The organism is Halanaerobium congolense (genome assembly GCF_004366375.1).
Taxonomy (GTDB): domain Bacteria; phylum Bacillota; class Halanaerobiia; order Halanaerobiales; family Halanaerobiaceae; genus Halanaerobium; species Halanaerobium congolense.
In genome coordinates, this window is sequence record NZ_SOEF01000016.1 from 17,480 (window position 1) to 29,882 (window position 12,403).

Genomic DNA, 12,403 nt, shown 5'->3' on the forward strand with positions numbered 1-12,403 from the left:
AACAGTGAACCTCACCATCCAAATAAAACATTTGGATGCAGTTTTCTTGCCACCTTACATAAAAAAGAGCTTCCATTAGGAAGCCCTTAGTCTCATGTTTTATTTATTTTTCAATTCATCAATTTGTTTTTTTGCTATTTCCAATTCATTAGCAAGAATATTAGCTAAATTTTCTAATCTAGTTATTTCGCGCTCTTTACTTTCTTCACTATTAAATTCCTCTGTATCATCTGCAGCAGCAGGCACATATGCACCCCCTCTACCGCGAGCTGCGAAAAAAGATCTCCTCCCATAACTCATTCCTCTGCCTCTACCATAACCCCGACCGAATCCTAGACCACGACCATTACCATTTCTAAAACCTCTACCAGCACCCTGAGGGGCTGCATCAGCTGTAAAACCGGGCTGATCATTACCTGCACAATAACCTAGTGCTCTTCCAGTCATTGGACCTGCACCTTCTGGACCTCTTTTATCTCCTCTTGGCATAATCACTCACTCCTTATTATTATTGTTAATGAACATATGCTCTTTATCTTGTGTCTTTATTATAACTCTATTTTGAACATATGTCAAGAATTAGACAAAAAAATTTCTTTTTTTACCAGGCACTTAATTAAGTGCCTGGTATTAAATTGTTTTTTTATCTATAAAGATAGCTTAATGTTTGTGACTGCCATGATCGTGATTGTGATGATGATCATGATTTTGATCGCCGTGAGAACAAGCATTTGCTGATATATTTAAATCACCATTAAGATAATCAAGCACAGCAGATTTTGCTTCACCTGAGGCACCACAAACTACCTCGATATTATTTTTTTCAAAAATTGCTATTGCTTTCTGTCCCATACCTGATGCAATAACCAGATTGGCTCCAGCTTCATTTAAAAGCTTTGGTAAAAGACCAGGCTGATGGCCCGGATTTTCCAGACTATTTTCTTCCACAATATTATTGTTTTCAACACTGAAAATCTTAAAATAAGGTGCATGTCCGAAATGTGCAGATACATTTTCTCCCTGAACTGGTACAGCTATTTTTTTCATATTATTATACCTCCAACTTTTTTATCAATTTTGATTTAACGCTAATCATTCTTTTTCTTAAATCTTGATTATTATCAACAAAAATTTCTCCTCTTTTTAAAGATTCAACAATTACTCTGCTGTAAGGAAGCTTAGTAAAAAGTTCAATGTTTTCCTGTTTACAATAAGTTTCGATTTGATCACTAATTTCTTCATTTAAGTCATATTTATTAATTACAAGACCAGCAGGAATATTAAAATGATGAACTACTTCAATAACTCTTTTTAGGTCAGAAAAACCTGATTTTGTTGGTTCAGTAACCAAAATTGCCATATCTGAGCCAGTTAAAGAGGCAATGACAGGACAACCAATACCTGGTGATCCATCAATTAATATCCAATCTTTATTTTTTTTCTTAGCAACTTCAGATGCTTTTTTCTTAACCTCACTGACTAATTTGCCAGAATTATCAGCTCCAGGAATTAAACGGGCATGAATCATGTCTCCAAACTTGCTCTCAGCTTCATATAAACTGCCTGTTTCAATGGCTTCCATTCTTAAAGCTTTAGTTGGACAAACTTCTACACAAACACCACAGCCTTCACATTTTAAATTTTTAATTTGAAAATCATCAGCTGTAATAGCATTAAACCTACAGTTATCATAACATAAACCACAGTCAATACATCTAGCTTGATTTTTTACCGCTAACTTAGCGCCTTTATGAATAATCTCATTTTTATTGACAGGATTTAATAAAAGATGCAGATTTGGTGCATCAACATCACAATCACCAACCACCAAATCTTCTAATAAAGAGGCCAGATTAGCTGTAAAGGTTGTTTTTCCCGTTCCACCTTTACCGCTAATTACTGTTATTTCTTTCATATTTACCGGCCTCCTCAAGAATTTTTTGATATAATCCTTTGAATTTTGATTCCCATCCCTCAATTTGATTAACAAAAGGAATTCCATTAGAATATAATTCTGCAATTTTTCGAGAAAAAGGTATTTTAAGCAAAACTTTTATTTCTTTTTGCTGACAGTATTTTTCAATTAAATAATCTGAATCAGCTTCGGCTCTATTAATAATCACTGCAAAAGGCTGATCAATCTGCTTAAGCATCTCAACAACCATCTTTAAATCGTGCAAACCAAAAGCAGATGGCTCAGTTACAACTACGGTGAAATTCGTATCTGTAATTGCTTCAATTGTAGGGCAGGTTGTACCTGGTGGTGAATCAATTATAGTCTTTTTACTGTGATCAATTTTTGATTTCAATTTCTCAATTACTGGTACAGCTTTTTCTTCCCCTGTATTTAATTCACCCTGCCAGAAATCAAGATTATCAAGCTGATGATGTCGTATTTTACCCAGTTCCTTTTCTTTCTCAGTAATAGCATTTTCAGGACAAACTATTTTACAGCCTCCACAGCTGTGACAAACTTCCTCAAAAACTAAAACATTATCCAGCATCATTGCAAGTGCATTATATTCACAAAAGTCAACACATTTTCGGCAGGCAGTACATAAATCATCATTAACTTCTGGAATTAAACGCATAACTGATTCTACTTCTCTTTTTTCTATTTCTGGTGAAATAAAAATATAGTCATTAGGTTCTTCGACATCTGCATCAAGCAGCTGAACATTCTCCAGAGCAAGTGCTAGATTAACAGCAAGAGTTGTTTTACCAGTTCCTCCCTTTCCACTAAGGATTGAAAGTGAAATTTCCTTATTCACTTTAATGATGTCCTCCAGGGCCAGCTTCAGCCTCAGCTAATTTACCTGCCTGATAATCATTATATGCTTCTTGAATTAATTTTTGATCAGTTAAATCTAAAATTTTTATTCCAGCTGCTGTTAGAGCTTTATATGCTTTGGGTCCAAAGTGATAAGCAGCAACAATATCTGCTTCGTTATCAGCACATAACTGTGCTGCGCCAACTCCAGCTCCACTGCTTTGATCAGCAGCACTATTATCAATAAATTCAATTTCATCATTTGCAGTGTCTACTAAAGCAAAATAATTAGCTCTACCAAAATTTTCGTGAATTTCTGTCTCAAAACTACCAATCTCAACTGCAGGAATAACTATTTTCATTTTAATAACCCCCAATTTTTTATTAGTACTTCCATTGGTACCTTCCATTGGTACCTGGTACAAATAAGATTATTTGTACCAGGTACCAATGATGTTTTAATCATGTTTTCACTACTTATTAACGTCCATATTTAACTTTAGTGGTTCAATTTCTTCGTCAAAACCGGCTTCTCTTTCAGCAATAATTTTAGCAATTTTAATAAACTCCTGTGAAATTTCAGAATCTGGTTTATCAAAAACAATTGGATTACCTGAATCACTGCGGCGTCGAACTTCAGAAATTAAAGGTAACTGACCTAATAATTCAGTTCCCATAAAGTCTGCTAAATCTTTTCCACCATCTTTACCAAAAATATAATCCTTATGACCGCATTCTTCACATCTATAATAGGCCATATTCTCTACAACACCCAAAATTTCATGGTCCATTTTTTCAGCCATAGCACCAATTCTACCAGCTACCTTAGTTGCAGTTACCTGTGGGGTTGTAACAACTAAAGTTTCAGCATGAGGAACTTTCTGCATAATATTTAAAGGCATGTCTCCTGTTCCGGGAGGTAAATCAATTAACATATAGTCTAATTTTCCCCAGCGGATGTCTTTAAAAAACTGCTCTAAAGCTCCAGTTAATAATGGTGCTCTCCAAATAACCGGTTCATTTTCACCAACAAAAGAACCCATCGAAATAGCTTTAATTCCTCTGACTTCTGGTGGAATGATTTCTTTTTCACTCACTGCTTTCGGTTTATCAACAACACCTAAAATCCTAGGTACACTAAAACCTCTTACATCAGCATCAATAATCCCAACTTTATATCCTAATTTGGCTAATGCCGTAGCTAGATTTACAGTAACAGTAGATTTACCTACCCCACCCTTACCGCTAGCAACTGCAATTATTCCTTTATTGATTGAACCATGTTCTAAGATAACCTTCTTATCTTTAACTTCATACATTAAATAATCACCTCATTATATATTATGGTCATTTGTTCATTTAACTGTTTTAACTATAACACTTTTTTATTTTCAATTCAAGTACTCAAATCACTAAACAAAAAATTATTTTAGCTATATATTTTCATTTTACTCTCATTTAAGATAAAATATTAAATAAGCTATAAATTCATAATTTTTACTATTAAAATTATGATTTAATTTTATAAATATTAAATAAACTGATTAAGAATATTTTATTTAAAGGGTGTAATTAAATGAGAAGAGAAAGATTCATAAGTTATAAAGAAAGTTTGGATTTAAAAAACAGCATTTATATTGATGCAAGAACAAAAGAAGAATATTTAGAGGCAACTATTCCTGGTGCCGTTAATATAGAGTTGTTAAACTACAATGAAAGAAAAATCATTGGGACAATTTATAAACAGGAAAGTCCCAAAAAGGCAAAATTAAAAGGTGTTGAGTTAGTGTCGCCAAAAATTCCTGATTTGATTGCAGAAGTTAATCAGCTTAACCAAAAATATGATAATTTAATTATTTTTTGCTCGCGAGGCGGATTAAGGAGTAAAAGTCTGGCTGAGTTTTCAGATTTAGCAGGGATTGAAGTTTATAGATTGGAAAGTGGTTATAAAGGCTACAGACATTATATTATAGATAAATTGGAAAACTACAAATTTAAGGGTAAAATTTCAGTTCTACACGGCAATACTGGAGTTGGTAAAACTTATATTTTAAAAGAGATGGAAAAACTAGGTGCAAATATTATTGATTTAGAGCAGATAGCAAATCACAGAGGATCAGCTTTCGGAAGCATTGGTCTTGCCAAACCATATAATCAAAAATATTTTGAGTCACTGCTCTGGCAGGAATTAGAATCTAAAGATAAGAAAAATGAAATAATATTTGTTGAAGCTGAAAGCAGAAGAGTGGGGCATTCGGTCATTCCAGATTTTTTTAATCAAGCAATGAAAGCTGGCGACAATTTATTAATAACTGCTTCAATGGAAAAAAGGATAGAAAATATTTATCTAGAATATATAAAAGATATAAAAAACAATCAAGAAAATTTTATTGAAAGAGTTATAGAATCATTAACAGCAATCAAAAAATATATTATAAAAAAAGCGGGGAAAGATTCTTATTTTAAACTTTTAGAATTAGCAAAAAAAGCAGAATTCAAAGAACTAACCAAAATATTATTAGAAGAATATTATGACCCCATGTATGAACATTCCCAGAATAAAATTAATACCTATAGGGCTGAAATTAACGCAGAAAATATCAAGAATGCTGCCCAAAAGATTATAAATCTTTATTAACTTTAAACCTGATATTCTATTTCAGACTAATTTTTCCTGCTTGAATTAAATTATAGTTTCCATTTTTTAATAAATTAAACAGCTCAGTCATTGTCAATGGTAATTTTTCTAAAACTATGCCACCTAAGACCAGTTTTTCATATTTATTAAAATACGAGTCAGAAAACACCTCTGATTTTTACCATTTATCATAATGAACTATCTCATTACTTAAACGATCTGTTTCCCTTTTTTCCTCAGCTGGATAACCAATAGAGATTAAAGATACAGTTTTTATGTTTTCAGGAACGCCTAAAGTTTCACTCACTACTTTTTCACGTTTTTCGTTGGGATAAGCACCAATCCAGACCGCTCCCAAATCTAAAGCAACAGCCTCCAATAAAATATTCTGGGTAGCCGCTGCACAATCCTGCACCCAGAATCCTTCATGTCTTTGCTTATTTAAGTCTCCACAAACTGCTACTGCCAAAGGAGCATCTTTCAACATTTTTGCATAAGGATGTACCTCAGCTAAATGATTTAGTATGTTTCGGTCTCTAATCACTACAAAATGCCAGGGTTGTTCATTACCTGCTGAAGGTGCTGCGACAGCTGCCTTCAGCAATTTTTCTATTTTTTCTTTTTCAACTTTTTTATCTTTATATTTTCTAATACTTCTGCGTTTAAATATCTCTTTCATTACCTATCATCTCCTTCCAGTAACATTATATAATCTTTTATTAAAAGAAGTCAAAAAACCTCTGGTAATATTACCAGAGGTTTTTAAATCAATTTATTAAATTAAGTCAAACTATATTCTCTTTTGACTTTTTCTTGCAATTGTAACTGCAAATACAACCAATAATGCTACAACTACCCAACCAAAAACAATAAGTTCACTTACTGGATAACCACCATAAGCAGCAGACAATTCAGAGAATGTATTTTGAACAAATCCGATACCAATAAAGATTGGTGCAACAAATTTAATTAATACTTTCCAACCATTACCCATATGCAGATCAGAACTTTCATTCATATTATCTTTTATTGTATCTAAGTCAAATGCATAGCTTAATACAAGCATTTCTACTAAACCTACAAGTAACAAACCAAAGATATTTACAAAGTGATCAACAATATCTAAAATAGCTAAACCACCCTGAGTAACCATTGGAACACCAAGTGCAAAACCAGCAATTGACACTAAAGTAACAGCCTTTTTACGGCTTAAACTAAAGTTATCAATTAGTGATGAAACCACTGACTCAATTAATGAAATACTTGATGATAGTCCAGCAATAGTTAATGATAAGAAAAAGGCAAAACCAAATAGTTGTGGTGCTCCTGGAAGTAGGTTAATGGCCTTTGGAAAAGCAATAAAAGCAAGTCCAATACCAGATGTTGCAACATCAGCTATTCCTACACCCTGCTGCTGTGCCATATATCCCAATACTCCAAATACACCAAAACCAACAACTATACTAAATACACTGTTTGCTACCCCAGCAATGATACCATTTTTTACTACATCCGATTTCTTCGGCAGATAACTAGAATATGCTATCATAATCCCAAAACCTAAACTTAGGGTAAAGAATATCTGTCCATAAGCTCCAACCCAGATATTAAAATCTAATATCTTAGAAAAATCTGGTGTGATAAAAGCTTTAACACCTTGCATTGCACCTGGAAGTGTTACACCTCTAATTACAATCACTAAGACCATTAATGCTAAAAGCGGCATAAAAATTTTACTGGCTTTCTCAATTCCCTTTTCTACTCCACCAGCAATAATGAAATAGTTTATCAGCCAAACAGCTAATAAAGAAAAGAAAATTTGCCACTGAATTCCCCCAAGAGTAAATGCACTACCACTAAATCCTAAGAACTCTCCAAAGAAAAAGCCTTCAGGATCTGCAGTCCAACCCAAAGAAAATGATTCAAAAACAAATAATAAACTCCAAGCAATAATTACAATATAATAGACAGTTACTACAAAAGCTACTAATACTGACCACCAGCCAATCCACTCAAACTTTTCTTTGACTTTTCTAAAAGAACTAGGAGCAGAATTTCTGGTAAAAAATCCAAATCCCATTTCAAGCAATAACAGAGGTAAACCAGCAGTTAAAAGAGCAAATATATATGGGAATAAAAATGCTCCACCACCATTTTCATATGCCTGATAGGAAAAACGCCAAATATTACCTAATCCTACAGCTGAACCAATTGTTGCTAAAATGAATCCAAGCCTACTTCCCCATTGATCACGATTCTCTTCCATTTTACTTTCCTCCTTATCTTCTTTCTACTCATTTTATTTTAACCTGATCTATCTGGCTCAGCTCAGCTAAAAATTAAAATACTTAAAATACCAAAATCTAAACTAATTATCACAATCTTAAATTTACTGCTTGATATTTTTTTACTGCTTACAATATAAGATTGTATCCTTATCTCAACTATTCTAATCAGGTTGAATGTATTATAACAAATAAATTCAACAATTTCCAGCTTTTAATACAAAAATCAAATAAATGTATTTGAATTTACTAATATATTCAGGTTAAACACTGAAATTTAGCAATTGATGCCTGGAGCTGAATATGATAAAATTAAAAAGTAAATATAAAATTAAAAGAAACAAGCAAATTTATATTTAAATTAGTGATAAAATTCAATATCACTAACTATATTATACGGGGGGATTAATTATGGAAAGAGAAAATTGGACTTCCAGATTAGGTTTTATTCTTGCCGCTTCTGGGTCCGCAATTGGTTTAGGTAATATTTGGCGTTTTCCTTTTGTAACTGGTACAAATGGAGGCGCAATTTTTATTTTAATTTATTTAGCTGCAATTTTATTTATTGGTTATCCTATTTTAGTATCTGAAATGTCTTTAGGGAGAAAAACTGCTAAAAATCCTATTGGAGCTTTTAAAAGTCTGGCTCCTAACACATCTTGGTATCTTGTTGGAGCTTTAGGAGTTTTATCTGGCTTTGTTATTTTAAGCTATTATTCTGTTGTAGCAGGTTGGGGGATGTCTTATATTTTCAAATCTTTAACATTTAATGTTGACAGCAACTTTCCTCAAATTTTTAGTTCCCATATTAGTAGTTTAACCGAACCGATTTTATGGCACGGAGTTTTTATGTTCCTGACTATTGCCGTAATTGGTGCTGGTATAGTTAATGGAATTCAAAAAATAGTTAAAATTTTAATGCCAATTTTATTTGGGATTATATTCTTACTGATCATCCGCTCTGTAACACTTGAGGGTTCTGCTGCTGGACTAATTTTTTATTTAAAACCAGATTTTTCAGCAATTAGTTTCCAGACTTTTACTGATGCTATTTCACAGGCATTTTTCACCTTAAGTTTAGGAATGGGAGCAATTATCACTTATGGTAGTTATTTGAGTGATAAGGAAAGTATTAATGAAAGTGCTGCCTATGTTTTGGTTTTTGATACAGCCGTTGCATTGCTGGCAGGATTTGCTATTTTCCCTGCAGTTTTTGCCTTTGGACTTGATCCAGCTTCTGGACCTGGACTAACCTTCATTACCTTACCAGCTGTTTTTACTCAAATGCCATTTGGGACATTTTTTTCTTTGATATTTTTTCTGCTGCTGACAATTGCTGCTCTAACGTCTTCAATTTCTATGTTGGAAGTTGTGGTTGCATTTTTAGTTGATGAACATAATTGGAATAGAAAAAAAGCCTCTTATTTAATAGGTTTTCTCATCTTTTTAGTTGGTATTCCTCCATTATTGGGATATAGTTCTTTTTCTAATTTTAGCTTTTTAGGAATGAATGTACTTGATACCTATGATTGGTTTTCCAATTCGATTTTCTTACCAACAGGTGGCATTTTAACATCTATTTTTGTCGGCCACATTTGGGGAAGCAGTAATGCCATTAAAGAAGCCAATAAAAATAGCCGCTTTCATATTGGCAGTATTTATTCTTTATTATTAAAATATATAGTTCCAGCAGCTGTATTATTTATTATGCTTTTTACAATTTATCAAACAATCTAATTAATTTTTATGAAAGTAAAATCTATAGGAGGTTCAATTTTGCAGATGACTGAAGAAATATGTGTTCATTATGATCGTTGCGGGGGTTGTTCAACTCAAAAAATCCTTTATCCGAAACAGCTAAAAGACAAAAAAGAAATGTTAATAGAAGTTTTTAATGAAAAAAAAGTAAAGACTGATGATTTTGAAGGTATTTTAGCAAGTCCAGAAATTTATGAATATCGAAATAATATGGAGTTCAGTTTTGGCGATTTAAAAAAAGATGGAAAACTGCAGTTAGGAATGCATCCTCGCGGCAGAAGATTTGACGTGATAACTGTAGATCAATGCCAACTTGTTGACCAGGATTTTAGAAAAATTTTGAGTACTATTTTGAAATATTGTCGGAAAAATCAATTCAAGAAATATCATATTAAATTAAGAGAAGGTTTTTTACGAAACCTAGTTATTCGCAAAGGAATTAATACCGGGGAAGTTATTGCTAATCTAATTACAACAAGCCAGGTTGACCATGACTTTACTCCTTTAGCTAATCAATTAAAAAACTTGAGCCTAAAAGGAGAACTAGTAGGATTTATCCAAACAATTAATGATGATTTTTCAGATCAGGTAAGCTGTGATGAAATGAAAATTTATCACGGCAGAAATTATTTTTATGATCAGCTTTTAGATTATAAATTTAAAATAGATTCTCTCTCATTTTTCCAAACTAACACTAAGGGAGCGGAATTGTTGTATTCTGAAGCTAAAAAATATATAGGTAGTGCCAAAAACAAGATAGTTTATGATCTCTATTGTGGTGCAGGTACTATTTCACAAAGTATTGCTAATAATGCTGATCAAATATATGGAATTGAAATTGATAAAGAAGCTGCTGAAAGAGCAGCTGAAAATGCTGAGCTAAATAATGTAAAAAACACAAAATATATAGCTGGAGACGTGTTAGAGGAAATCCAAAATATTGACGAAAAAGCTAATTTAATAATTATAGATCCACCTCGTCCAGGAATTAACCCTAAAGCTCTAGCAAAAATAGCTTCTGTCAACGCAAATGAGATTCTATATATTTCCTGTAATCCTAAAAGTTTAGCCAGAGATTTAAAAGAACTCAAAATCCACAATTATCAATTAGAAAAATTCAAGGCTATTGACATGTTTCCTCATACTAAACATTTAGAGGTTATAACATTATTAAAAAAAGTTTGATATTCAAATCAAAATTGCTCAAAATATAGTTAGTATATAAAATAATCTTTAAACAACTTACTAAGAGTTAAAAGCTAGCCCTGTATTTATTTAAAAACAACTGCAGGGCTAGTTCATTAATTTTTTATTATTTAATCTCACATAAAAATAGTATTAACACCCAAAATTAGTAAAATTGCTCCACCTATATAATTAGAATACTTTTCTACTAAAGCAATATGTTTAATATAATTAATAATGATAAAAGCAAATACAGTCATAAGAGAGGCTACTAAACCAATTATTATAGAATCTTGAAAAATTAATAATAATTTTAAATTAAAAAGCAGTGAAAAACCAGCTCCCAGTGCATCAATACTCACACTAACACCTAAAACAATAACACCCCATAAATTTAAATTTGTATAGATACACTCCTCTTCATTTTTATATCCCTCACGAATCAGAAAAATTCCCAGAATAAAAATTACAGCACCACTAAAATAATTAGAAATAGTAAAAAAATATTGATCAATAAAATTACCACCTAAGCCTCCAATTAAAGCAAATAAGAATTGAAAAAATCCAAAAGAAAAAATAACTTTAGATTTTTCTATTAAATTTGTTGGTTTACCGCACCCAACTGCCATTGTTACTCCTGCAGCATCTAAGCCCAGAGCAAAAGCAACTAATAAAATATTTATTTTAAACCCCTCCAGTATTACAATATTTATTTTTAATAATTAAGTATCTTTTTTTAGTTTTTTATTTAAAACTGCCAAGAATATCCCACTCAAGTTATGCATTGGATGGTAAGGTTCACTAGATTTATTAATATTATAAAATATATAGCTTTGATATGCAATGATATGCAGTCAAATATAAATGCTTTAAATAGTCAAAACTTTTATAACCAACTTAATGCATTAAGTTGGTTATAAAACTATTTAGTTATTTCACTTTACTAAAAATCTCTGCTATAATTAAAATATAAATTCCAGAGGAGGAATAATTATGGAACATAACAGTCTTGAAACTGCTAAAGCAGCTATTAAAATGTCTATTTCTAGCAGAAGTGAAGAAAAGGTATTAAAGAAAGAATTTGCAGCTAATGAAATAAATACTGCTGCTGTTGATTTTGGTGGTGAATTTAATAAATCAGTTCCTGAAATTATAGAAAGAGCAGTAATTGCAGCAAAACGCGAAAATATAATCGACAATTCTCATGTGGCCCAAGGAGCAGTTGCTGGAGCAGCACATGATGCCTTAGCTCAAATAATGCCCAGAACTATGGGGTTAAACGTTGGTGGAAAAATTGGAGTTGCTAGAAGTGGTGAACACATAGTTGTCGCTGTCTTTTTTGGTGTTGGTATGTTCAATTTAAATGAGGTAACTGTTGGCTTAAGCCATCGATCTTTATTGGATAATCAAAAAAGCTAACTTAATTTATAATCTTCAACTTCACTATTTTTACCTTATCCAAATAAAGTTGACAAAGGGATAATTATAATAGTATAATAAAGAAAATCGAATAACTGGTAGCATGGTAATACGGTAGGAGAAATTTGTAGGAAAGCTTAAGCTTTTGTTTAAACAAGGGATTTTTATATCTAATTTTAAACAAAAAAGCTTTAAGCATTTTAACACTCCAGCTGGAGTGTTTTTTTATTAGCTAGGAAATTATACCTGATGGTTTGTTGTGGATAATATTTATAGTTTCATAATTTCCGCTATCAACAAAATTTAACCTTACTATATTACAGATTGTCCGAAGGACATTTTGTTCTT

13 protein-coding genes are annotated in these 12,403 nt (G+C 32.0%); 4 read left to right on the top strand and 9 right to left on the bottom strand.

Translation table 11 applies throughout. The annotated features are described in order from the left end of the window. Positions 1-99: 99 nt before the first annotated feature. From C7954_RS13655 to C7954_RS07000, 6 genes are all read right to left on the bottom strand, one after another. Positions 100-489 carry a DUF5320 domain-containing protein gene (locus C7954_RS13655; protein ID WP_073157805.1) on the bottom strand — a complete coding sequence of 130 codons (390 nt, stop codon included), beginning with the start codon at positions 487-489 and terminating at the stop codon, positions 100-102. 171 nt (positions 490-660) lie between these two features. Then, positions 661-1,047 (bottom strand): NifB/NifX family molybdenum-iron cluster-binding protein, encoded by a 387-nt coding sequence (locus tag C7954_RS06980; protein ID WP_073157808.1) that lies wholly within the window; start codon positions 1,045-1,047, stop codon positions 661-663. A 4-nt stretch (positions 1,048-1,051) separates the two neighbouring features. Then, positions 1,052-1,915 (bottom strand): ATP-binding protein, encoded by an 864-nt coding sequence (locus C7954_RS06985; RefSeq protein WP_073157811.1) that lies wholly within the window; start codon positions 1,913-1,915, stop codon positions 1,052-1,054. After that, positions 1,893-2,771: an ATP-binding protein gene (locus C7954_RS06990; RefSeq protein WP_081374534.1), complete on the bottom strand. Its 879-nt coding sequence runs from the start codon at positions 2,769-2,771 to the stop codon at positions 1,893-1,895. Before C7954_RS06990 ends, C7954_RS06985 begins: the two co-directional genes overlap by 23 nt. A 1-nt stretch (position 2,772) precedes the next feature. Continuing rightward, the gene (locus tag C7954_RS06995) at positions 2,773-3,132 is read right to left on the bottom strand and encodes a NifB/NifX family molybdenum-iron cluster-binding protein (RefSeq protein WP_073157814.1); all 360 of its coding nucleotides are present in this window, start codon (positions 3,130-3,132) and stop codon (positions 2,773-2,775) included. 111 nt (positions 3,133-3,243) lie between these two features. Next, a complete protein-coding gene (locus C7954_RS07000) occupies positions 3,244-4,089 on the bottom strand; it encodes an Mrp/NBP35 family ATP-binding protein (RefSeq protein ID WP_089655855.1) in 846 nt (281 codons plus the stop codon). Between the two features lie 257 nt (positions 4,090-4,346). Here C7954_RS07000 and mnmH point away from each other — a divergent pair, with 257 nt between their 5' ends. After that, positions 4,347-5,408, top strand: coding sequence for a tRNA 2-selenouridine(34) synthase MnmH (gene mnmH / locus C7954_RS07005; protein ID WP_089655856.1), 1,062 nt, complete (start codon positions 4,347-4,349; stop codon positions 5,406-5,408). Positions 5,409-5,586: 178 nt separating this feature from the next. Here mnmH and C7954_RS07010 read toward each other — a convergent pair whose 3' ends face one another. Both C7954_RS07010 and C7954_RS07015 read right to left on the bottom strand, forming a co-directional pair. Next, the gene (locus C7954_RS07010; RefSeq protein WP_073157822.1) at positions 5,587-6,087 is read right to left on the bottom strand and encodes a nitroreductase family protein; all 501 of its coding nucleotides are present in this window, start codon (positions 6,085-6,087) and stop codon (positions 5,587-5,589) included. Positions 6,088-6,198: 111 nt separating this feature from the next. Then, the gene (locus tag C7954_RS07015; protein WP_089716903.1) at positions 6,199-7,674 is read right to left on the bottom strand and encodes a sodium-dependent transporter; all 1,476 of its coding nucleotides are present in this window, start codon (positions 7,672-7,674) and stop codon (positions 6,199-6,201) included. A gap of 430 nt (positions 7,675-8,104) precedes the next feature. Between C7954_RS07015 and C7954_RS07020 the strand changes: the two genes are divergently transcribed. Beyond that, positions 8,105-9,430 (top strand): sodium-dependent transporter, encoded by a 1,326-nt coding sequence (locus tag C7954_RS07020; protein WP_089716902.1) that lies wholly within the window; start codon positions 8,105-8,107, stop codon positions 9,428-9,430. 45 nt (positions 9,431-9,475) lie between these two features. Beyond that, positions 9,476-10,636, top strand: coding sequence for a 23S rRNA (uracil(1939)-C(5))-methyltransferase RlmD (rlmD, locus tag C7954_RS07025; protein WP_243833656.1), 1,161 nt, complete (start codon positions 9,476-9,478; stop codon positions 10,634-10,636). Between the two features lie 137 nt (positions 10,637-10,773). Here rlmD and C7954_RS07030 read toward each other — a convergent pair whose 3' ends face one another. After that, positions 10,774-11,265 carry a manganese efflux pump MntP gene (locus C7954_RS07030; protein WP_243833657.1) on the bottom strand — a complete coding sequence of 164 codons (492 nt, stop codon included), beginning with the start codon at positions 11,263-11,265 and terminating at the stop codon, positions 10,774-10,776. Positions 11,266-11,629: 364 nt separating this feature from the next. Between C7954_RS07030 and C7954_RS07035 the strand changes: the two genes are divergently transcribed. Next, entirely contained in the window at positions 11,630-12,055 is a 426-nt protein-coding gene (locus tag C7954_RS07035) for a HutP family protein (protein ID WP_089716899.1), read from the top strand. The last annotated feature ends 348 nt before the right edge of the window (positions 12,056-12,403 follow it).

Excerpts from the sequence above, each read along its gene's own strand:
- rlmD (WP_243833656.1), top strand. The coding sequence starts at position 9,476 with ATGACTGAAGAAATATGTGTTCATTATGATCGTTGCGGGGGTTGTTCA.
- mnmH (WP_089655856.1), top strand. The coding sequence starts at position 4,347 with ATGAGAAGAGAAAGATTCATAAGTTATAAAGAAAGTTTGGATTTAAAA.
- C7954_RS07000 (WP_089655855.1), bottom strand. The coding sequence starts at position 4,089 with ATGTATGAAGTTAAAGATAAGAAGGTTATCTTAGAACATGGTTCAATC.
- C7954_RS07015 (WP_089716903.1), bottom strand. The coding sequence starts at position 7,674 with ATGGAAGAGAATCGTGATCAATGGGGAAGTAGGCTTGGATTCATTTTA.
- C7954_RS07030 (WP_243833657.1), bottom strand. The coding sequence starts at position 11,265 with ATGGCAGTTGGGTGCGGTAAACCAACAAATTTAATAGAAAAATCTAAA.
- C7954_RS13655 (WP_073157805.1), bottom strand. The coding sequence starts at position 489 with ATGCCAAGAGGAGATAAAAGAGGTCCAGAAGGTGCAGGTCCAATGACT.
- C7954_RS06995 (WP_073157814.1), bottom strand. The coding sequence starts at position 3,132 with ATGAAAATAGTTATTCCTGCAGTTGAGATTGGTAGTTTTGAGACAGAA.
- C7954_RS06985 (WP_073157811.1), bottom strand. The coding sequence starts at position 1,915 with ATGAAAGAAATAACAGTAATTAGCGGTAAAGGTGGAACGGGAAAAACA.
- C7954_RS07035 (WP_089716899.1), top strand. The coding sequence starts at position 11,630 with ATGGAACATAACAGTCTTGAAACTGCTAAAGCAGCTATTAAAATGTCT.
- C7954_RS06980 (WP_073157808.1), bottom strand. The coding sequence starts at position 1,047 with ATGAAAAAAATAGCTGTACCAGTTCAGGGAGAAAATGTATCTGCACAT.
- C7954_RS07020 (WP_089716902.1), top strand. The coding sequence starts at position 8,105 with ATGGAAAGAGAAAATTGGACTTCCAGATTAGGTTTTATTCTTGCCGCT.
- C7954_RS07010 (WP_073157822.1), bottom strand. The coding sequence starts at position 6,087 with ATGAAAGAGATATTTAAACGCAGAAGTATTAGAAAATATAAAGATAAA.